Source organism: Ruminococcus sp. RTP21358st1_G6_RTP21358_211008 (assembly GCF_040908885.1).
Classification (GTDB): Bacteria; Bacillota; Clostridia; order Lachnospirales; family Lachnospiraceae; genus Blautia_A; species Blautia_A faecis.
In genome coordinates this window covers 1-20,397 of record NZ_JBDGDM010000033.1, presented here as the reverse complement: position 1 = coordinate 20,397, position 20,397 = coordinate 1, and the positions used below count along the sequence as shown (strand labels likewise).

At 41.6% G+C, this 20,397-nt stretch carries 19 protein-coding genes and 1 pseudogene; 18 read left to right on the top strand and 2 right to left on the bottom strand.

What is annotated here, in order from left to right; genetic code table 11:
• Window positions 1-3 precede the first annotated feature (3 nt).
• The 7 genes from AB5Z12_RS13420 (at window position 4) to AB5Z12_RS13390 (ending at window position 5,769) form a co-directional block, all read left to right on the top strand.
• Window positions 4-984: a glycosyltransferase family 2 protein gene (locus AB5Z12_RS13420; RefSeq protein WP_173734992.1), complete on the top strand. Its 981-nt coding sequence runs from the start codon at window positions 4-6 to the stop codon at window positions 982-984.
• A complete protein-coding gene (locus AB5Z12_RS13415; protein WP_173734991.1) occupies window positions 981-1,406 on the top strand; it encodes a GtrA family protein in 426 nt (141 codons plus the stop codon). Before AB5Z12_RS13420 ends, AB5Z12_RS13415 begins: the two co-directional genes overlap by 4 nt.
• A 119-nt stretch (window positions 1,407-1,525) precedes the next feature.
• Window positions 1,526-2,143, top strand: coding sequence for a dCTP deaminase (gene dcd / locus AB5Z12_RS13410; protein WP_173734990.1), 618 nt, complete (start codon window positions 1,526-1,528; stop codon window positions 2,141-2,143).
• Window positions 2,144-2,434, top strand: coding sequence for a hypothetical protein (locus tag AB5Z12_RS13405; protein WP_368356936.1), 291 nt, complete (start codon window positions 2,144-2,146; stop codon window positions 2,432-2,434).
• A gap of 153 nt (window positions 2,435-2,587) precedes the next feature.
• Window positions 2,588-2,818: a DUF1653 domain-containing protein gene (locus AB5Z12_RS13400; protein WP_173734988.1), complete on the top strand. Its 231-nt coding sequence runs from the start codon at window positions 2,588-2,590 to the stop codon at window positions 2,816-2,818.
• Between the two features lie 110 nt (window positions 2,819-2,928).
• On the top strand, window positions 2,929-4,710 hold the full coding sequence (locus AB5Z12_RS13395; protein ID WP_330382747.1) for an AAA family ATPase: 1,782 nt from the start codon (window positions 2,929-2,931) through the stop codon (window positions 4,708-4,710).
• Window positions 4,711-4,833: 123 nt separating this feature from the next.
• Window positions 4,834-5,769: a glycosyltransferase family 2 protein gene (locus tag AB5Z12_RS13390; protein ID WP_173715825.1), complete on the top strand. Its 936-nt coding sequence runs from the start codon at window positions 4,834-4,836 to the stop codon at window positions 5,767-5,769.
• A gap of 46 nt (window positions 5,770-5,815) precedes the next feature.
• Here AB5Z12_RS13390 and AB5Z12_RS13385 read toward each other — a convergent pair.
• Together AB5Z12_RS13385 and AB5Z12_RS13380 are read right to left on the bottom strand one after the other, a co-directional pair.
• Window positions 5,816-5,869, bottom strand: a pseudogene (locus AB5Z12_RS13385) (DUF6783 domain-containing protein); the annotation flags it as partial.
• Between the two features lie 91 nt (window positions 5,870-5,960).
• On the bottom strand, window positions 5,961-7,964 hold the full coding sequence (locus AB5Z12_RS13380; protein WP_173715826.1) for a DUF2142 domain-containing protein: 2,004 nt from the start codon (window positions 7,962-7,964) through the stop codon (window positions 5,961-5,963).
• Between the two features lie 134 nt (window positions 7,965-8,098).
• On the opposite strand from AB5Z12_RS13380, the gene AB5Z12_RS13375 reads away from it, so the two are divergent.
• The 11 genes from AB5Z12_RS13375 to accD all read left to right on the top strand — a co-directional run.
• Window positions 8,099-10,330, top strand: a complete 2,232-nt coding sequence (locus AB5Z12_RS13375) for an Ig-like domain-containing protein (RefSeq protein ID WP_173715827.1) — start codon at window positions 8,099-8,101, stop codon at window positions 10,328-10,330.
• A gap of 147 nt (window positions 10,331-10,477) precedes the next feature.
• The gene (locus AB5Z12_RS13370; RefSeq protein ID WP_173715828.1) at window positions 10,478-11,446 is read left to right on the top strand and encodes a beta-ketoacyl-ACP synthase III; all 969 of its coding nucleotides are present in this window, start codon (window positions 10,478-10,480) and stop codon (window positions 11,444-11,446) included.
• A 282-nt stretch (window positions 11,447-11,728) separates the two neighbouring features.
• Complete coding sequence (gene acpP, locus AB5Z12_RS13365; protein WP_118578781.1) at window positions 11,729-11,953, top strand: acyl carrier protein; 225 nt, start codon at window positions 11,729-11,731, stop codon at window positions 11,951-11,953.
• Window positions 11,954-12,098: 145 nt separating this feature from the next.
• On the top strand, window positions 12,099-13,037 hold the full coding sequence (fabK, locus tag AB5Z12_RS13360; protein ID WP_118578783.1) for an enoyl-[acyl-carrier-protein] reductase FabK: 939 nt from the start codon (window positions 12,099-12,101) through the stop codon (window positions 13,035-13,037).
• Window positions 13,030-13,956, top strand: a complete 927-nt coding sequence (gene fabD, locus AB5Z12_RS13355; RefSeq protein WP_148462170.1) for an ACP S-malonyltransferase — start codon at window positions 13,030-13,032, stop codon at window positions 13,954-13,956. The genes fabK and fabD overlap by 8 nt, the downstream gene beginning before the upstream one ends.
• A 148-nt stretch (window positions 13,957-14,104) precedes the next feature.
• Window positions 14,105-14,845, top strand: coding sequence for a 3-oxoacyl-[acyl-carrier-protein] reductase (fabG, locus tag AB5Z12_RS13350; RefSeq protein WP_148462171.1), 741 nt, complete (start codon window positions 14,105-14,107; stop codon window positions 14,843-14,845).
• A complete protein-coding gene (fabF, locus tag AB5Z12_RS13345) occupies window positions 14,842-16,080 on the top strand; it encodes a beta-ketoacyl-ACP synthase II (protein ID WP_148462172.1) in 1,239 nt (412 codons plus the stop codon). The genes fabG and fabF overlap by 4 nt, the downstream gene beginning before the upstream one ends.
• Before the next feature lie 106 nt (window positions 16,081-16,186).
• Window positions 16,187-16,723 carry an acetyl-CoA carboxylase biotin carboxyl carrier protein gene (gene accB, locus AB5Z12_RS13340; protein WP_148462173.1) on the top strand — a complete coding sequence of 179 codons (537 nt, stop codon included), beginning with the start codon at window positions 16,187-16,189 and terminating at the stop codon, window positions 16,721-16,723.
• Between the two features lie 121 nt (window positions 16,724-16,844).
• Window positions 16,845-17,273 carry a 3-hydroxyacyl-ACP dehydratase FabZ gene (fabZ, locus tag AB5Z12_RS13335; protein WP_118578791.1) on the top strand — a complete coding sequence of 143 codons (429 nt, stop codon included), beginning with the start codon at window positions 16,845-16,847 and terminating at the stop codon, window positions 17,271-17,273.
• 36 nt (window positions 17,274-17,309) lie between these two features.
• The gene (locus AB5Z12_RS13330; protein ID WP_148462174.1) at window positions 17,310-18,674 is read left to right on the top strand and encodes an acetyl-CoA carboxylase biotin carboxylase subunit; all 1,365 of its coding nucleotides are present in this window, start codon (window positions 17,310-17,312) and stop codon (window positions 18,672-18,674) included.
• Window positions 18,664-20,397 (top strand): acetyl-CoA carboxylase, carboxyltransferase subunit beta (gene accD / locus AB5Z12_RS13325; RefSeq protein ID WP_368368674.1); only part of this gene is annotated, 1,734 nt, incomplete at its 3' end. The genes AB5Z12_RS13330 and accD, both read left to right, overlap by 11 nt.

The window sequence follows — 20,397 nt, the reverse complement described above, 5'->3', positions numbered from 1 at the left end:
AAAATGAAACCTGTTTTGTTCATAGTAATTCCTTGCTATAATGAGGAAAAGGTATTGCCAATTACAAGTACTATGTTTTTAAATAAAATAAATGAACTTGTGTCTGCAGGGAAAATTGCAGATTCAAGTAGAATTCTTTTTGTAAATGATGGTTCAAAAGATAAAACATGGGAAATTATAACTAGATTAGCTAAGACAGATCCCCATTACATAGGTATTTGTCAAAGCCGGAATAGAGGACATCAAAATGCGGTACTTGCTGGTTTGATGGAAGCAAAAGATAAATGTGATATTACAATTTCAATTGATTGTGATGGTCAGGATGATATCAATGCAATGGATGAAATGGTAGACGCTTATTTGGACGGATGCGAAGTTGTTTATGGCGTACGAAGTAAACGTGACACAGATACATTCTTTAAAAGGTTTACCGCCGAAGGTTTTTACAAATTATTAAATTGGATGGGGGTTGAGGTAGTATTTAACCATGCTGATTATCGCCTGCTTTCCAATAGAGTTTTAAGAGAATTTGCTAATTTTAAAGAGGTAAATATTTTTTTGCGTGGAATGGTACCTTTAGTTGGATTCAAGAGTACAAGTGTGTATTATGAAAGGCACGAAAGAATTGCAGGAGAAAGCCATTATCCGTTAAAGAAAATGTTGGCATTGGCTTTTGATGGAATTACTAGTCTTTCGGTTAAACCAATTAGAATGATAACAACTGCTGGTATATTGATTGCGTTTTTGAGTTTTATTGGAGTTATCTGGGCTGTTGTAGGCGCTTTGCTTGGAAAAACTGTTTCCGGATGGGCTAGCACGGTATGTATTGTGTGTTTTATGGGGGGGATTCAGTTACTGTGTTTAGGGGTAATTGGAGAGTATGTTGGAAAAATTTACATGGAATCTAAGCATAGACCAAGATATATTATTAGTGAACGTACATGGGAGAATGATAACGAAGAAGAGCTTAGGGTTAAGAAATGAAGAAAATAAAATTATTATATAAAAAATATAAAGAAATTATCAATTACATAATTGTTGGTGGAATGACGACTGTTGTTGGACTTGGAATATATTATATATTGGTTATTTCAGTACTGGATCCTTTAAAACCAGTTGAACTTCAAATCGCAAATATATGTTCTTGGATAGGTGCTGTCGCGTTTGCTTATTTTACAAACAGAAAATTTGTATTTGAGAGTCAAAATCAGAATAAAGTAAAAGAAGCATCCCAATTTATTTTGTCCAGAGTGGCTACGCTGTTTATTGATATGGGAGGAATGTTTTTTGGGGTTACACTTTGTAAAATTAATGACAAATTGTCAAAGATCATCGTTCAGGTAGTAGTTATAGTAGTTAATTATTTATTGAGTAAACTTATTGTTTTTAAGAAGGATAAAAGGTAAATAACATTTTGGGGGAATATATGGTTGTTTACTGGATAATCCAAAAAAGAAATTTGGTATTTAATCATAAAATATGCTATACTATCAAAACAGACTAAAAACTAAAAGGGGGACTATGTATGATTTTGACAGATAAAGATATCCGTGCTTTATGTACAAATGAAAAGAAAAGTACAGCTGGAATGATTAATCCCTTTTTTGAGGAGTCATTGCAGAGTGAGTCATATGATTTAGCAATAGGTAAACGTATTGCGGTACTAAAAAAGGAAGTTCGCTGTATTGATATTACCGATCAAAATAAAATTGATTCAATTTACGATGAAATGGAGCTTCCTGCTAGTGGTTATGTGTTATCTCCTAAAGAATATGTTCTTGTATCATTAAGGGAAAATATTGCGCTTCCAGAGAGTATTACAGCTCATATTCGTCCAAGAACGAGATTTACCAGATTGGGTCTGTTAGTAAGTGATCAGCATTGTAATAGTACTTATGAGGGAAATCTGAAACTAGGATTGTTTAATGCCACTGATTATGCAATTAAAATTTTTCCAGGGGTTAGAATTGCCCAGATAGTATTTGAAGAACTGAAAAGTACACCATCAAGCGAGAAGATGTATAAAAATAAAGTAAATGCTGTATATCAAAATGAACAGGAGTTTAGAGGTGCTGTTGCGTCCAAAAAGTTAGAAGATAAAGTGGCTGAAGCAGTAAGTCTTTTATTAAAGAGGGATAATTAAATGGCAACAAGCTTAGATAATTTGATTGATAATTATGTACAGCTGAAAAAGGATATTTTATTCTCGAAGGTAAATGATGAGGATTTGGCTCTTTTTATTGACATGACGAAGAAAGAATTGAAAAGAGAAATTCGGGAAGAAATTGAAGAAGAGGTAAAGGAACGTGCATTAAAAAAAGCGCAGAACGAGATTGAGGAAAAAGCAGGACTGCGACGAATTGCTGAGTTTAAAAAGTTAGCTTTGGATGGATTTATTGTGGCTATTTTTGTAGGGTATTTGTTAACCAGGTAACAGAGATTATAGGACACTTAAAAAGGACATCTGTGCTTGTCGACATAAAGCCAACAATCTGGCTGGCAATTGGTTTTTTCTTTATATGTGTAATAATTTTCTTATGGAGATTTTTAGCCGAACTTGTCAAGCTAATAAAAAAGGAGCATAACGATGAGACAAATTGAGACGAACAGAAAGTATAAGCATTTTAAAGGAAATGAATATAAAGTTTTATATATAGCAGAGCATTCTGAAACTGGAGAACAGTTTGTTGTGTATCAGGCTTTGTATGGTGACTTTAAAGTGTATATTAGGCCTTTAGAAATGTTTGCCTCAGAAGTGGATCGTGATAAGTACCCGGAAGTGAAGCAACGATATAGATTTGAACTTGTAGAAGACTAGATAATCCCCTTGCCCGCCGATTTCCCATGTAGTACAATGTAACTACATAAGCAATCGGCGGATTTTTATTTCTTTAAAAATATATTATTATGAAATGGGAGGGCGCTTAAATGAAGATTGGTGAAAACTCCAAATCGGAACAGATAAACAATCAGTTATCAGTATCAGAACAGCAAAGTAGCAGTAAAATGAAAATAAAAAACACCTCCCACCAGACAATTTCCCTCGGCAATACCGCCTTCGCATCCATTCGGGAAGCCAATAGCTTCTACATTGACAAAACAGATTTTATCCGCCAATGGTGGAAAAGCCAGGATGTTGCTACGTTGATAACGCGGCCAAGGCGATTCGGAAAATCTTTAAATTTAAATATGCTTGAATGCTTTTTCTCAGAAAAATACAGGGGAGAAGGAGAACTGTTTCGGGGATTATCAATCTGGAATCATGAGAAATATAGAGAAATTCAGGGAACATACCCTGTGATTTTTTTCAGTTTCGCAGACATAAAAGGGCAGACTTTTACCTCCGCCCGGGAGGCAATCTGTCAGGTAATTCAGGATTTATATGCCGAATTTGGATTTTTAAAGGAAAGTGAACGCTTAAGTCAGGAAGAAAAAGATTATTTTTCTCTGGTTGCGCCAACGATGTCCGATGCGGTTGCTGCAATGTCACTGAAGCGTCTTTCTATGTGCTTACACAGTTATTACGGAAAAAAGGTTCTGATTTTTCTTGATGAGTACGATACGCCGTTGCAGGAAGCTTACATGTATGGATTTTGGGACGAATTGACAGGTTTTATGCGTGGATTATTTAATTCCACATTTAAGACAAATCCTTATCTGGAACGAGCTCTGTTGACAGGAATAACGCGGGTTAGTAAAGAGTCTATTTTTTCTGATCTAAACAATTTAACAGTTATAACTACTACTTCTGAGCAATATGCTGATTGCTTTGGATTTACAGAAACAGAAGTATTTGACGCCCTGGAAAAGTATGGAATGTCAGATCGGCAAGTCGAAGTTCAGACATGGTATGACGGATTTTCCTTTGGAAACAAAAAGGATATTTATAATCCATGGTCAATCACATGTTTTTTGAAAGAGAAGAAGCTAAGACCCTACTGGGCAAATACCAGTTCCAATCAGCTTGTGGGAAAACTGGTAAGAGAAGGATCTGCTCAGATAAAAATGGTCATGGAAGATCTGTTGGCAGGGAAAAGCTTTCAGACGGAAATTGACGAGGAAATTATTTTTGAGCAGCTGCAGCGGAAGAAGGGGGCAATCTGGAGTCTGTTTCTTGCTGGCGGTTATTTGAAAGTTGTAAAGAGTGAGTTTGATGTATCCAGTGGTAGATACAGCTATGAATTGGCTCTGACAAATCAGGAAGTCAAAATGCTTTTTGAAGATATGGTGGAGGGATGGTTTTCTGATGAAACAGTCCCATATAATGATTTTCTGAAAGCTTTTCTGGCAAAAGATCTGGATTATATGAATGAATATATGAACCGTGTAGCAGAAGCGACTTTCAGTACCTTTGATACTGGCAGAAATCCGTCTGATGATACCAATCCTGAAAGATTTTATCATGGATTTGTACTTGGGCTGATTGTTGAACTTGCAGGAAAGTATCGGGTTACCTCTAATCGGGAAAGTGGATTTGGCCGATATGATGTTATGCTGGAACCCCTGGAGAAAACGAAAGATGCCTTTGTCCTGGAATTTAAAGTATTTAATCCACGTAAAGAAAAGACATTGGAAGATACTGTAGCAAATGCATTACAGCAGATAAACGAAAAAGATTATGACTGTGAGCTTTTAAGCCGGGGAGTTCAGAAAGAGAATATTTTCCATTATGGATTTGCTTTTGAGGGGAAAAAAGTATTGATCGGATAGTTTGGGGAACAATCCCCTTGCCCGCCGATTGTCTATGTAGTAAAATAAAGCTACAAGACAATCGACGGATTTTTTGCGTAAAGAAAACTTACTTAAGAATCGCCGGAAAGGAAAGCATTTAAAATGGATAAAATAGCAGTACTAATCCCCTGTTACAACGAGAGCAAAACCATAGAAAAGGTTGTAACAGATTTCAAGAAAGTATTGCCGGAAGCGGTAATATATGTATACGATAATAATTCTACTGACCATACAGATGAAATTGCCCGCAGAGCAGGTGCTGTAGTCAGATACGAATATCAGCAGGGCAAAGGAAACGTTATTCGCAGGATGTTTCGTGAAATTGATGCACAGTGTTATATCATGGCAGACGGAGATGATACTTATCCCGCAGAATTTGCCCCCTCAATGGTTAAGAAGGTATTGAATAAAAAGGTTGATATGGTAGTGGGAGATCGTCTGTCATCTACTTATTTTACAGAGAACAAGCGGCCATTCCATAATTTTGGAAACAGTCTGGTGCGTAAATGCATTAACATTATGTTTAAAACCCAGATAAACGACATCATGACAGGCTACAGAGCATTCAGCTACCAGTTTGTAAAGTCCTTCCCTGTATTATCCAAGGGGTTTGAGATTGAGACTGAAATGAGCATTCACGCAGTTGATAAGAACATGTATATCGAAAATGAAGTGATCGAGTACAGAGACCGTCCCGAAGGCAGTGAATCCAAACTGAATACATATTCAGATGGCTTCCGGGTACTGAAAACCATAGCCAAATTATACCGTAATTATAAGCCAATGGCATTCTTCGGACTGATGGCAGCAGTGCTTTTGATCCTTGGAATTGGATTCTTTATCCCGGTATTTGTAACCTTCCTTGAAACCGGACGTGTGGGAAAAATTCCTACTCTGATCGTATGTGGTTTTGCTGTTTTGGGAGCAATTCAGTCATTGTTTTCCGGACTGGTCCTGCAGACAATGGTTCAGAAGAACCGGCAGGACTTTGAAATGGAACTGCAGAGGATACAGGAGCAGTATAACAAATTACAATGAAGCTTCTGGACAGCAGTGCGAAGCACGGACATTTATATATGGTAATAACGCCAGAGCCTGTTTGAAAAATCATTCCCGCAATCTGCACGCCCCACTTTGCGGAAAGCCTTTTTCAAACGCGCTCTAGAGGCGATAGATTTGCCTGGAGAAATAATAAAAAGTGGAAGCACAAAAAAGGCTTCCACTTTTTGTTATATGATCATTGTTATAGCCTGTACAACAACAAGACTTTCAATCACCATCATAGTTTCCCATATTTTACAGCTGCGGTTATGATCCACAGACACCATAGCTGTAGAGAACAGGGAAAACAGCGCTGGAGCAAGAGGAAGAAAATAACGTCCCTGAATGCCCTGTATATGATCACAATCCATTGTGGTATAACCGACCATCATGGAAAACATGATCAGCAGCAAAGATCCCAGACAGCTAAAGGCGATAAATGTCCGGTTTTTCCTGGTGAAAACCGGGGCGTCTCCTTTTACGTTTACAAGCAGTAAAAGAATGATCAGGAATACTATTAAAAGGGACCAGTTGATATTAATATCCAGCCAGGATAATTTTCCACCTAATAAGCCTCGTAGAATGGTGTCACTGCACTGGATGACCGTATTCCATAAAATATAAATGGTCTGGAGCGGGTGCTGGAATACATATGAAATCGGATAAATAGTATTTTCCGGATCCGCAGAAATATCTGTGGCAAACATTGCAGAAAACATAGGCATAAATTTAATTAAAGTAACTGCAATTAAAAGGACAGCTCCCACGCAGATACATAAAGGAACGATCCAGCGCATCTTTTTATGCATGTGATGATGGGGCACATGGGAAAAACACATGAGCAGCAATAACAAAAGTGGAAGGTAAACCCCGCCTTTCACAATTGCAATGAACAGTGCCAGAAATCCAAGAGCGATCAGGTAACTTTTTTTTCGCTTAGGGTTATGTAAACGGTAAAAACACAGTGCCGTAAACAAAAAGATGAACCCGTTTATCACAGAATCATAGGAAGCAGAAGCTGCCTGCTGCAGTGTGATAGGCAAAAGCCCAAGTGCTCCCAGAAGATTTTTTCCAAATGGTGCAATGCAAATGGCAAAATAGACCAGAAGGATAAATACCACAAGACTGCAGATCCTTGCCAGCTGGAAGGTAAGCATGGGGGAAAGATGCAGCAGCCGTCCAATACTAAGTCCTATTGCAGCCGGAACATAAACGACTGCAGGAACCAGACCTGATGTGCTTACATAGGAAATTTCAATCAGATCCGTATCCGAAGCAAACTCAAAGCTGTGAAACAGAAGCTGGTAGTAGGAGTTCGTCTCCAGTCCATTGCTTAACATATCGCTTAACTGAGCATCACAACGCCGTTTATATATGGTATTGCCTGGGGTTTCCGTATTTTTTACAAACAGCATTTTGTTAGAAAGGCTGTAAGCTGCATCAAAATGCGTTGGTTCATCCGGAACTCCGTGAACAGTAACCAGACATTGGAAAATCAGTCCCAGAAATAAAGCAACAGGAATATAAAATTTCGTCACAGTCATCTGGCGGATAATGATCAGATAAAATGTCATTATTATAAATAAAAGCAAGATCACACACAGCGCAATATAAAAATAAAGCATGAAATTATTGTCGCCGTAAGTGAAGGAATAAATAATATTTGTATGGCTGTTTGTATCGTTGTTAAACTCCTGAACCAGGGCCTGTTTTTCATTTGATGTAAAAGAAAGAACCGTTTTGTCCCCATTTATTAATTCCAGTTTTAATTGTAAATGTGCATTTTCAGAGGCACTTACTGGCTGGGGCAGATCGCAGGTCAGTTCTTTCTTTTTTGTTGCTCGGAAAACGGAAAGTGCGTGTTCTGCCTGATAATAAATTTCTCCGGAATCTGCATTTGCCAGAGTGATGAAAAGGCGGGCATCGGAATTTTTATTTTTTGCAGTGCCCTCAAGTGTAAACATCTTCAACTCAGGAACTGTACAGGTAAATGTCTCTGTAAGAACGGGGGAATCCGAGGTCAAGGTTATGGTACCTGTGGGCTTGTGAGTTGTCATCATAACATATTCAATGGGCTGATGAAGGTTAAACCGAAACTGGGCTTTATACATAAGAAGACATACACCACTGATAGAGAGAAGAATGATAAAAAGCGAGAGGATATGTCCTGGTATTTTCTTTTCTTTATTCATATATAGAATCTCCTGTGTAAAAAAATATTTGTGAAATATGCTCTGCTATTCACACAAAAATAAAATTTCATGTTAAAATATTATAACGAATTGGAAATAAATATGCAATGATTTATAAGAAAAGAGAGGGATAAATGAAGAAACGGAAGCGCTTACTGGTTATACTTTCAACATTTGTCATGGCTGCTCAGCCCCTGTGCGTTGCCGCAGAAATGCAGGATGCAGAAGGCTTTGGGGCAGTAGAAGAAATATGGGCTGACGAGGAGAACGAGGAGGAATTTTCAGCTGCTCCTGAAGTGGGGAATGAGGATTTAAATGGCTTTCAGGCTGAAATTTCCACAGAGGAAAATGACAGGATTGAGGCAGAAGAATCTGGTGAGATCATCTCCGGTGCTATTGCAGGAGATTCCGTTGACAGCGGCATCAGCCTTTTTTCTCTGGACTATTACACGGATAGCTATGGTGCTCAGTTGGATGGAAATGCAAAGGCCTTGTATGATCTTCTGGTGCAGAATTATGTGGTGGATTACAGCCAGTATCTGGACAGTGTTGATTTTCTTTTTGAATTTCCTGATACCATTACATTTGAAGCAGTTGTTGAGGATGGCAGTTTTCAGAGAAAAGGAGAAAGCTATGTACAGGCTACCAATGATGTGAAAACAGCCATTCAGGCAGCTTCAGATGCTTTTTCCTATGATTATCCACAGGCATTCTGGTTCAGGGGCAGCAACTATGGATACCGGGTCAGCTGTGTTCGGGATGGATCCTCTTCTACCGGATACAGGGGAACCTTTAAGAATTTCACCTTTAAACCGGCGAACAGGGAAATCAGTGAGAATGCCCATACTCGAATGGGGGATTTTATGGGTGGTGTTCAGAGTGCTGTTGCAGAGCTGAATGAGCAGACTGTGGGCATGGATATGGAGCAGAAAATAAAGCGGATTCATGATTATATCTGTCAGAGAGTTACTTACAGGAACGATAATACTTTGTGGGTGCATTCTGCCGCCTCGTTGTTTCTGGATGCAGATCCTGCATTTGTCTGCGAGGGCTATGCGAAATCCATGAAAATTTTCTGCTATTATATGGGAATAAATTGTGCCTGTGTCAGCGGAACAGCCAGGGGAACTTCTTCAGGAACTCCTGGAGCGCACATGTGGAATTATGTACAGATGGATGATGGAAACTGGTATCTGGTGGATGCCACATGGGATGATGTGGGAACCCCGCCATCTTCACGGTATTTGCTGGTAGGAAGGGCTACAAAGGGGCAATATATTACCATTGGTGAGGAGCGTGTGGAGTATACCAGTTTTTCTACTACTTCAGCAGAAACGGCTGGTCCTGTGTTTATTTTGCCGGTTCTGGCAGAAGAGAGTTATGCAGATAATAAGGGGAAAAATGAGCCCGCAGTTACAGTTGTGCCTACAGTGACACCAACTGCGGCGGTAAGTGCGGAACCGACCCCGACTGTAAGTGCGGAACCGACCCCGACTGTAAGTGCGGAACCGACCCCAACCGTAAGCGTGATACCCACTCCAACCGTAAGTGCAGAACCGACTCCGACCGTAAGCGTAGAACCGATTCCGACTGCAAGTGCGGAACCGACTCCGACCGTAAGCGTGAAACCGACGCCAACCGTAAGTGCAGAACCGATTCCGACCGTAAGCGTAGAACCGACTCCGACTGCAAGTGCGGAACTGACTCCGACCGTAAGCGTGAAACCGACGTCAACCGTAAGTGTGGCTCCGACCCCGACTGCAAGTGCGGAATCGACTCCGACCGTAAGCGTGAAACCGACGCCGATCGTAAGTGCGGAACCGACCCCAACCGCGAGCGTAGCACCGATACCCACTGTAAGCGTCACTCCAATCCCGACTGCAACCCCAGTGCCGACTGCGACACCCGTGCAAACTACCACCACACTTACCTTACGGGTAAAACAAACCTACAAGTCCGGTGGTAAAATAAAGTCAGTCCGCACCACCAATAAGAAAATTGTCAAAGTGGATAAGAAGGGCAAAATCACTGGTAAAAAAGCCGGAAAAGCAACGGTAACCATCACTTATACCAACGGAAGCCGCAGGATTTTCCAGGTAAAAGTGCAGAAAGGCATTGTAAAAACAACGTCTGTTTCCGTGAATAAACGGAATATAATCCTTGCCAGAAAAGGAAAAAGCTTTCAGCTGAAAGTTACTCTCACACCAGTCACCAGCCAGCAAAAAGTAACTTATAAAAGTTCCAATTCCAAAGTAGCAGCAGTAAATTTAAAAGGAAAAATAGTTGCGAAAAAGAAAGGAACAGCTACAATTACAGTGAAGTCAGGAAACAAAAAAATTACCTGCAAAGTCAAAGTAAAGAAATAACCCCTAAATACTGTCAGAACCGAAACAAAATAAAGTTTGGTTTTGACAGTATTTTTTATTGACAAAGCCCAAAAATATGATATACTTTGATAATCAAACTATTTTAAATTAAAAACAAGAAACTACACAACATACCTGGAGGGTATTATGGTTGGAAAAATAAAGGGAACCGGTTCCTACAGGCCGGTTCAGGTGTGGGACAATGACAAACTGTCCCACATGATGGATACAAGTGATGAGTGGATTCGTGGGCGAACCGGAATCGGTCAAAGACATATTGCAAGCGGTGGAGAGACCGTTGCTTATATGGCAGCTCGTGCGGCTGAGGAAGCTCTTTCAGATGCAGGAATGCGACCGGAAGAGATTGACTTGCTCCTGGTGTCTACCATGTCATCTGAAAGGATTATGCCATGTGCTGCCTGTGAAGTGCAGAAACTGATCGGTGCAGTGAACGCAGCCTGCTTTGATCTGAACGGTGCATGTACAGGATTTCTGTTGGCATTGAATACAGCTCAAGCCTATCTGGGGCAGCAGATTTATCGCAGGGCATTGGTAATTGGTTCTGAAACTCTTTCCCATCTTACAAACTGGAAGGACAGAAGTACCTGCGTATTGTTTGGCGATGGCGCCGGTGCGGTGGTGCTGGAAGCGGAAGAAAATGCAGTCTATACCCAGGCTGTTCATTCTATTGGAAGTAAAGGCGAAGCCCTTACCTGTGTCAGCCGCAATCAGCAGCAATTTATAGAAAAAGACGCAGATATTTCTTCAACTTACATGCAGATGGATGGAAAAGAAGTATTCAAATTTGCAGTTTCCAAAGTTCCGGAAGTGATTATGGAGGTTTTGGAAAAAGCAGGAAAAACAAAAGAAGAAATCCGCTTTTACATGCTTCATCAGGCGAATAAAAGAATCGTTGCTTCAGTGTCAAAACACATGAACGAACCTTTGGAAAAGTATCCGATGAATATAGAAAATCTGGGAAATACATCCTCCGCAAGCATTCCGCTTCTCCTGGATGAGTGGAATAAAAAAGGCAGATTAAATTCAGGAGACTGGATTATCCTTTCAGGATTTGGCGGTGGACTTACCTATGGAGCCAGCCTGCTTCAGTGGTAAAAATGTGTATCAGGGCTTTGAAAAATAAAACTATAGCAGATAAAAAAGCTGCTTTGCTCTGGAAATCAGGTAATTCAGGCTGATAAATACAGGTTGTTAGAGAGCGTTTTGAAAATCATTTCCGCAATCTGCGCGCCCTATTTTACAGTATATTTTGCAGAATGTCTTTTTCAAACACACTCTGGTCATATAAAGTGAACAGCAACCATGTAAAGCTTTGAATCATAAAAAGTTGAAAAATGGATTTGAAAATCTAAAAAACAAAATAAGGAGAACAAAAAAATGTTAGAAAAAATCAAAGAAATTGCAGCAGATTCATTAGGAGCAGACGTAAGTACAATGACAGCAGAAACATCTTTCAAAGAAGATCTCGGAGCAGATTCCCTTGATCTTTTTGAGATGGTAATGGCACTGGAGGAAGAGTTTGAGGTAGAGATTCCTACTGAAGATCTTGAGAATATTAAGACCATCGGTGATGTGGAAAGCTATCTTCAGAGTCGCCAGTAATTTGGAAATTTTGTATTCAGGCTTTGGCAGTATACATAAATAATAAGCCGGAATGTCAAGAAATATATGTTGTTTACAGGATGATTCCGGCATGTATTTGCCATAGGTGGGCATGGTATAACGGAATTACAGAATGGAGAATTTCATGAAAACAGAAGTTACGGAATTACTTGGAATTGAATACCCGATCATTCAGGGCGGCATGGCCTGGGTGGCAGAATATCATCTGGCAGCAGCTGTTTCAGCAGCTGGCGGGCTGGGGCTGATTGGAGCCGCAAGCGCTCCTGCAGACTGGGTTCGTCAGCAGGTACGGGAGGTGAAAAAACTGACCGATAAACCTTTTGGTGTGAATATTATGCTGATGAGTCCATACGCAGATGAGATTGCACAGGTAATTGTGGAAGAAAAAGTTCCAGTGGTTACAACCGGTGCAGGAAACCCTGAGAAATACATGAAAATGTGGAAGGAAGCAGGAGTAAAGATCATTCCGGTTATTGCTTCTGTGGCTCACGCAAAGAGAATGGAGCGATGCGGAGCGGATGCCGTAGTGGCAGAAGGATGTGAATCCGGCGGCCATATCGGTGAGACAACCACAATGGTTCTGGTGCCTCAGGTCGTAGATGCAGTGAACATTCCGGTTATTGCAGCTGGTGGAATCGCAGACGGAAGAGGGATTGCAGCAGCCTTCATGCTTGGTGCAAAAGCCGTTCAGATGGGAACTCATTTTGTGGCAACCACAGAGTGCTGGGCACATCAGAATTACAAAGATATGATACTGAAAGCAAAGGACATTGATACAAAGGTAACCGGTCGTTCCACCGGTCATCCGGTACGTGCTCTCCGCAATCAGATGACAAAAGAATACTTGAAAAAAGAGGCAGAAGGAGTTCCGTTTGAGGAACTGGAGCAGATGACGCTTGGCAGCCTGCGCCGTGCTGTTGTAGACGGAGATGTGAAAATGGGAAGCGTTATGGCTGGTCAGAGTGCAGGACTTGTGAAGGAGCAGATGAGCTGTCAGGAACTGATCAGAAAGTTGGTAAAAGAGACGGATGCGTTGTTGAAAGGAACTGGAATTTATGAGTAAGATCGCATTTCTTTTCCCTGGACAGGGAGCACAGAAGGCTGGAATGGGACAGGATTTTTATGAAAAGTATCCCTCTGCCAGACAGGTTTTTGACCAGGCAAGTCAATGGCTTTCTCTGGATATGAAAGCTCTTTGCTTTGAAAAAAATGACAGATTAAACCTTACGGAATATACGCAGGCAGCACTGGTAACCACCTGTCTTGCAATGGAAAAAGTGGTGGAGGAGTGTGGGCTTCATCCGGATATAACTGCCGGATTAAGCCTTGGAGAGTACTGTGCCATTGCTGTTTCAGGTGGAATGAGTGTGAAAGATGCCATAGTAACTGTGCGAAAAAGAGGAATCCTTATGGAACACGCAGTGCCGGCAGGAGAAGGCTCTATGGCAGCTGTTATAGGTCTTGATGCAGATAAGATCCAGAACGCAATTGCAGGAACAAAGGCTGAAATTGCCAATTATAACTGCCCTGGACAGATTGTTATCACAGGACCAAAACCTGCTGTAGAAGAAGCTTCTGTGAAGCTGAAAGAAGCCGGTGCAAGACGTGTACTTTCCCTTGCAGTAAGTGGCCCTTTTCATTCCTCTTTGCTTCAAAATGCAGGAAAAGAACTGGAAAAAGAACTGTCAAAAGTAGAGCTTTCCGGTCTGAAGATTCCTTATGTGACCAATGTGACCGCCCAGTATGTGACAGACATCAGCGAGACAAAAAATCTTCTTGCAAGGCAGATTTCTTCCTCTGTTCTCTGGCAGCAGAGTGTGGAAAAGATGATTCAGGAGGGTGTGGATACTTTCGTAGAAATTGGTCCCGGAAAGACTTTGGCTGGTTTTATGAAGAAAATAGCGCCGGAAATGAAGACCTATAATATTCAGAATGTGGAAGATCTTGAACAGATTTCAGATCTTATACACAGTAGAAAATAAGACCAAAAACAGTTAATTAAAATAATACAGGTATTATCAGAAGCAGCCGATACGGAGAAATTCAGAAGTGGTTAACAAAGGAAAAGTTAATGTTTGTCGTGCTGGAAAAATATGATATTCACCTGACTTTACAGGAGTAAAACAAGGAATGAATGCAGAAAAAAAGATTGCAGTTGTAACAGGTGCTTCCCGTGGAATCGGAAGAGCGATTGCTCTTGAGCTTGCTGCTAAGGGAGCATTTGTAGTTATAAATTATAATGGTTCAAAAGAAAAAGCGGAGGCAGTGAAAGCTGAGATTATTGCTGCCAGAGGTGCGGCTGAAACCAGTCAGTGCAACGTATCTGACTTTGATGCCTGCGGTGCTTTTATTAAAGAAACAGTAAAAAAATATGGACAGATAGATATCTTGGTGAATAACGCAGGAATTACAAAAGACGGGCTTCTGATGGCAATGAGTGAGGATGATTTCTGCAGGGTTATAGATACAAATCTTAAAGGAACTTTTAACTGCATTCATCATGTGGCCAGACAGATGTTGAAGCAGAAAAGCGGACGCATTGTAAATATGGCATCCATTGTTGGCATCGGCGGAAACCCCGGACAGGCTAATTATGCAGCCTCAAAAGCAGGTGTGATCGGTCTCACAAAGACTGCAGCAAAGGAACTTGCATCAAGAGGAATTACCGTAAATGCCGTTGCTCCTGGCTTTATCAGAACGGACATGACAGATGTACTTTCTGATAAGGTAAAAGAAGAAACCTTGAAGAATATTCCTATGGGAACTTATGGTGAACCGGAGGATGTAGCCAAGGCAGTAGCATTCCTGGCATCACCGGAAGCCAGATATATTACAGGGCAGGTTTTGTGCGTAGATGGAGGAATGTTATGAGTAAAAGACGTGTAGTGGTGACTGGACTTGGAGCAGTAACACCTGTGGGAAATAATGTGCAGGCCTTCTGGGAAAGTGTAAAAACAGGCAAAATAGGAATCGGAGAAATTACCAGATTTGATACTGCAGATTTTAAGGTGAAGCTTGCGGCAGAAGTAAAAGATTTTAATGCAAAAGATTATATGGATTTCAAATCTGCCAAACGAATGGAACTGTTTTCCCAATATGCAGTGGCTGCAGCAAAGGAGGCTATGGCAGATGCAGGAATTGAAATGGGAAAAGAAGATCCTTTCCGTGTTGGAGTGATCGTGGGATCCGGAATTGGGAGCCTTCAGGCAATGGAATCTGCAGATCAGAGACTGATCCAGCGCGGACCATCCAAGGTTGACCCTCTTCTTGTTCCCAAAATGATCAGCAATATGGCCGCTGGAAACGTATCCATTGCTCTTGGTGCAAGGGGAAAATGCACCAACGTAGTGACTGCCTGTGCGTCTGGAACACATTGTATCGGAGATGCATTTCGTGCAATCCAGTATGGTGATGCAGAGGTTATGATCGCAGGGGGAACGGAAGGTGCGATCAGCCCGGTTGGTGTGGCTGGATTCACGAATCTGACCGCCCTTAGCACCAGTCAGGATCCATATCGTGCGTCCATTCCATTCGATAAAGAAAGAGGCGGTTTCGTAATTGGAGAAGGAGCCGGAGTTGTTGTTCTGGAGGAACTTGAGCATGCAAAAGCACGTGGTGCGAAGATCTATGCTGAGGTAGTGGGATATGGCGCAACTGCCGATGCCTACCACATTACGTCTCCGATTGAAGACGGCAGCGGAGCGGCGCATGCTATGACGGATGCCATGAAAGAAGCTGGTGTACAACCTGAAGAAATCGACTACATTAATGCGCACGGAACCGGTACACATCACAACGATCTCTTTGAGACAAGAGCCATTAAAGCAGCACTTGGAGATGCGGCAAAGAAGGTAAAAATCAATTCTACTAAATCTATGATCGGACATCTTTTAGGAGCCGCCGGAGGTGTGGAAGCTGTTGTCTGTGTGAAGTCTATTGAGGAAGGGTTTATTCATCAGACTGTAGGCACAAAGGAGACAGAAGAAGAGTTGGATCTCGATTATTGTATCGGCGGACCAACACGGCAGGAAGTAAATTATGCTATGAGCAATTCTCTTGGATTTGGTGGACATAACGCAGTACTTTTAATGAAAAAATACAGGTGAAAGCGAGTATTATCAGTTTGCGAAGCCTGTGCCTGTGAAGGTACTGAAAAGATATATTTAAAGTATGAATTGCTGTAGAAATTGCTGTAAATAAGGAGAAAAAATCATGGAATTTGAACAAATATTAAAGTTGGTCGACCATGTATCAGCTTCTCATCTGGAGTCTTTCTGCTATGAAGGTGATGGAGTGAAACTGACTTTAAATAATAAAATTGCACCTGTGATCATACCTGGAACCATGCAAAATAACATATTATCGGGTGCTGAAACAGGAGAAAAAGGTTTCGTATATGGAGAAAAATATAGCATTTCGGAACAGGCTCCAGATAGAAAAATGGCGGATAAAGAACTTTCTGCAAGTGAGAAAAAACAGGCTTCAGATACAGTGATTTCCAACGGAGAACCAACAGGAAATACTGTGAAATCTCCTCTGGTAGGAACATTCTATGCAGCTCCATCTGAGGATGCTCCTGCCTTTGTAAAAGTGGGAGATATAGTAAAAAAAGGACAGATTCTTGCTATTGTAGAAGCTATGAAACTGATGAACGATATTGAAAGCGATTTTGATGGAGAAGTTGCAGAAATTCTGGTTGAAAACGGTCAGCCTGTAGAGTATGGACAGCCGTTATTTGTAATCCGTTGATATAGAAAGAAGCTAAATTTTATAATATCCATGTTAAAAGGTCAGAATCCCTTTTGACACGCAGACCATTTTATCAAAAATAGGATAAATACATTTGTTTTTCAATGAAATAGGAGCAGATATGAATCACTTAAATATAAAACAAATTGAGGAAATCCTTCCTCATCGTCACCCGTTCCTTTTGGTTGACTACATCGAAGATTATGAACCGGGAGAATTTGCTGTTGGCTATAAATGTGTCACATTCCGGGAGGATTTTTTTAAAGGACATTTTCCCCAGGAGCCGGTAATGCCAGGCGTTCTGATCGTGGAGGCACTGGCACAGACAGGTGCGGTCGCGATTCTTTCCAAGCCTGAAAACAAAGGCAGGATTGCTTACTTTGGCGGCATTGATAAGTGCCGGTTTAAAGGGAAAGTTCAGCCTGGAGATAAGCTAAAACTGGAAATGAAAGTCATGAAACAGAAAGGGCCTATGGGTGTTGGAGAGGCTGTGGCAACTGTGGATGGAAAGGTTGTAGTGAAAGCGGAACTTACTTTTATGGTGGGCTAGATAGATATATATTACGATACTCGGAAGGGTGAAATTATGATCAGAAAGTTATTAATTGCCAATCGCGGAGAAATTGCCGTAAGGATCATCCGCGCCTGTCGGGAAATGGGAATAGAAGCAGTTGCAGTGTATTCTGAGGCAGACAAAGAAAGCCTGCATACGCAGCTTGCAGACGAAGCCATCTGTATTGGACCGGGACCTTCTGTTAAAAGTTATCTGAATATGGAAAGTATTATCAGTGCCGCCATAGTATCCGGTGCAGATGCAATACATCCTGGATTTGGCTTCTTATCTGAAAATGCCAGATTTGCCCAGATTTGTGAGCAGTGCGGCATCACTTTTGTGGGACCTCCATCACAGGTAATCCAGAATCTGGGAAACAAACAGATTGCCAGAAATACCATGGAAGCAGCAGGAGTTCCAGTAATCCCCGGCACTACAAAAGCTATTCTGGATGTGGAAACAGGAGCAAGAGAGGCCAGTCAGATTGGCTATCCGGTCATCATAAAAGCAGCTCTTGGAGGCGGTGGAAAAGGTATGAGAACTGCCTTCTCTCCGGAGGACTTTGAACTGGCATTTCTTACAGCCCAGAAGGAATCTCAGATCGCATTTGGAGATGGAACCATGTATATCGAGCATTTTGTGGAACATCCCAGACATATTGAATTTCAGATCCTTGCAGACAGTCATGGAAATGTAGTACACCTTGGAGAAAGGGACTGTTCGATTCAGCGAAATCATCAGAAAATGATTGAAGAATCTCCTTCTATGGCAGTGTCAGAAGAGTTGCGGAAAGAGATGGGAATTGCAGCAGTAAAAGCGGCGAAAGCAGCACATTATGTAAATGCCGGAACTATTGAATTTCTCCTTGAAAAGACAGGGAAATTTTATTTTATGGAGATGAATACCCGTATTCAGGTTGAGCATCCTGTGACAGAATGGGTTACCGGTCTGGATCTGGTTAAGGAGCAGTTAAGGATTGCTTCCGGGGAAGCTCTGCCTTTTTCCCAGGAAGATATTCATATTCAGGGACATGCTATAGAATGTCGTATTAATGCCGAAAATCCATGGAAAAATTTTCGCCCGTCACCTGGAACAATCACGGATCTTCATCTTCCCGGAGGCCAGGGAATCCGGGTAGATACAGGAATTTACAATGGTTATCAGATTCCACCGTATTATGATTCCATGCTTGCAAAGCTGATCGTACACGGCAATAACCGTGAGGAAGCAATTGCAAAAATGAAAAGCGCTCTGGGAGAAATGATCATTCAGGGTGTTGATACAAATGTAGACTATCAGTTTGAAATTATGAACGATCCGGACTATCAGAAAGGTGTATTTGATATCGGCTTTCTGGAGAGTCATCAGATCGGAGGAGTGAAGGTAAATGAAGCTTAGATATGCCTTTAAACGTACAATTGCAAACAAATCTGCAGGTGCAGATAAAGAACTGAAACCAGAAGTGCCGGATGGTATGCTGAAGAAATGCAATGCCTGCAAGGCCGCTGTATTTGTAGATGAGGTGAAAAAGAATGCCTATATCTGTCCGCATTGCGGCAATTATTTCCGTGTTCATGCAAGGAGAAGAATCGAAATGCTGGCAGATGAAGGAACCTTTGAAGAGTGGGATAAGGTAATGCCAATAAGTAATCCTTTGTCCTATAAAGGGTACGAAGAGAAGGTAAAAAAGCTTCAGGAAAAGACAAACCTGGACGAAGCAATTGTCACAGGAAAGGCAAAAATAGGCGGAATATCTGTAGTGCTTGGAGTGTGTGACAGCCGTTTTCTCATGGCTAGTATGGGAGAAAATGTGGGAGAAAAAATTGCCAGAGCAGTGGAAAGGGCAACACAGGAACGTTTGCCTGTAGTGCTTTTTGCCTGCTCAGGAGGTGCCAGAATGCAGGAAGGAATTGTATCCCTGATGCAGATGGCAAAGACTTCCGCAGCTTTAAAAAGACACAGCGATTCCGGGCTTCTTTATATCAGTGTCCTTACGAATCCAACTACCGGTGGTGTGACAGCAAGCTTTGCCATGTTGGGAGATATTATCCTGGCAGAACCAGGTGCATTAATTGGTTTTGCAGGTCCCAGAGTGATAGAACAAACGATCCGGCAGAAGCTTCCTAAAGGATTTCAGAGTTCAGAATTTCTGTTGGAACATGGATTTATTGATCAGATTGCAGAACGAAAGAACATGAAAGAAACACTGGCCAGACTCTTGAAAATGCATTGTAAAAATGATTGTGCGGAAAGTCTGGAAGGACAGGAAAATGCAGAGAAGATTTCAGAAAAAAAATCTGATTCAGCTGACGGCATGTCTGTAAACAACAAATTAAATGTGGATTTTACGACGAAAATCACAGCAAAAAAATCTGCCTGGGAGCATGTTTCTCTTGCACGAAGCAAAGAACGTCCAACAGGAAAAGATTATCTTCCATGGCTGTTTGATTATTTTACAGAGCTTCATGGAGATAGACTTTTTGGCGATGATCCGGCTCTGATTGGCGGTATTGCATACCTTGCAGGAAAGCCTGTAACTGTGATCGCCCAGGAAAAAGGAAATGGTACAAAAGAGAATATTGCCCATAATTTTGGCATGGTTTCTCCGGAAGGCTACCGAAAATCCCTGCGTCTTATGAAGCAGGCAGAAAAATTCCACAGACCAGTGATCTGCCTTGTGGATACACCCGGGGCGTTTTGTGGACTGGAGGCGGAAGAACGGGGCCAGGGAGAGGCAATTGCCCGAAATCTGTATGAGCTCTCCAGCCTTAAAGTTCCGGTGCTTTCTATTGTAATTGGAGAAGGTGGCAGCGGTGGGGCCCTTGCTCTTGCCGCAGGTGATCAGGTCTGGATGATGGAGAATTCCATTTATTCAATTCTTTCCCCAGAAGGCTTTGCATCTATTTTGTGGAAAGACAGCACACGGGCAAAGGAAGCCGCAGAAGTAATGAAGCTGACAGCCGTAGATCTGAAGGACCTTGGAATTATTGAGCAGGTAATCCCTGAGAATCAGCCTCTTACCAGAGAAAATATGGCAGATACCATGGAAGAGTTGAAAAACAGAATAGAAGAATTCCTGGAAACCTATCAGTTGCTTGATCCGGAAAAATTACTGAATAAG

Bases quoted from the DNA above. Each gene is read 5' to 3' on its own strand.
- fabD (WP_148462170.1), top strand. From the start codon at position 13,030: ATGAGTAAGATCGCATTTCTTTTCCCTGGACAGGGAGCACAGAAGGCT.
- fabG (WP_148462171.1), top strand. From the start codon at position 14,105: ATGAATGCAGAAAAAAAGATTGCAGTTGTAACAGGTGCTTCCCGTGGA.
- fabZ (WP_118578791.1), top strand. From the start codon at position 16,845: ATGAATCACTTAAATATAAAACAAATTGAGGAAATCCTTCCTCATCGT.
- fabF (WP_148462172.1), top strand. From the start codon at position 14,842: ATGAGTAAAAGACGTGTAGTGGTGACTGGACTTGGAGCAGTAACACCT.
- AB5Z12_RS13370 (WP_173715828.1), top strand. From the start codon at position 10,478: ATGGTTGGAAAAATAAAGGGAACCGGTTCCTACAGGCCGGTTCAGGTG.
- AB5Z12_RS13395 (WP_330382747.1), top strand. From the start codon at position 2,929: ATGAAGATTGGTGAAAACTCCAAATCGGAACAGATAAACAATCAGTTA.
- AB5Z12_RS13405 (WP_368356936.1), top strand. From the start codon at position 2,144: ATGGCAACAAGCTTAGATAATTTGATTGATAATTATGTACAGCTGAAA.
- accB (WP_148462173.1), top strand. From the start codon at position 16,187: ATGGAATTTGAACAAATATTAAAGTTGGTCGACCATGTATCAGCTTCT.
- AB5Z12_RS13415 (WP_173734991.1), top strand. From the start codon at position 981: ATGAAGAAAATAAAATTATTATATAAAAAATATAAAGAAATTATCAAT.
- AB5Z12_RS13420 (WP_173734992.1), top strand. From the start codon at position 4: ATGAAACCTGTTTTGTTCATAGTAATTCCTTGCTATAATGAGGAAAAG.
- dcd (WP_173734990.1), top strand. From the start codon at position 1,526: ATGATTTTGACAGATAAAGATATCCGTGCTTTATGTACAAATGAAAAG.
- acpP (WP_118578781.1), top strand. From the start codon at position 11,729: ATGTTAGAAAAAATCAAAGAAATTGCAGCAGATTCATTAGGAGCAGAC.
- fabK (WP_118578783.1), top strand. From the start codon at position 12,099: ATGAAAACAGAAGTTACGGAATTACTTGGAATTGAATACCCGATCATT.
- AB5Z12_RS13330 (WP_148462174.1), top strand. From the start codon at position 17,310: ATGATCAGAAAGTTATTAATTGCCAATCGCGGAGAAATTGCCGTAAGG.
- AB5Z12_RS13390 (WP_173715825.1), top strand. From the start codon at position 4,834: ATGGATAAAATAGCAGTACTAATCCCCTGTTACAACGAGAGCAAAACC.
- AB5Z12_RS13380 (WP_173715826.1), bottom strand. From the start codon at position 7,964: ATGAATAAAGAAAAGAAAATACCAGGACATATCCTCTCGCTTTTTATC.
- AB5Z12_RS13400 (WP_173734988.1), top strand. From the start codon at position 2,588: ATGAGACAAATTGAGACGAACAGAAAGTATAAGCATTTTAAAGGAAAT.
- AB5Z12_RS13375 (WP_173715827.1), top strand. From the start codon at position 8,099: ATGAAGAAACGGAAGCGCTTACTGGTTATACTTTCAACATTTGTCATG.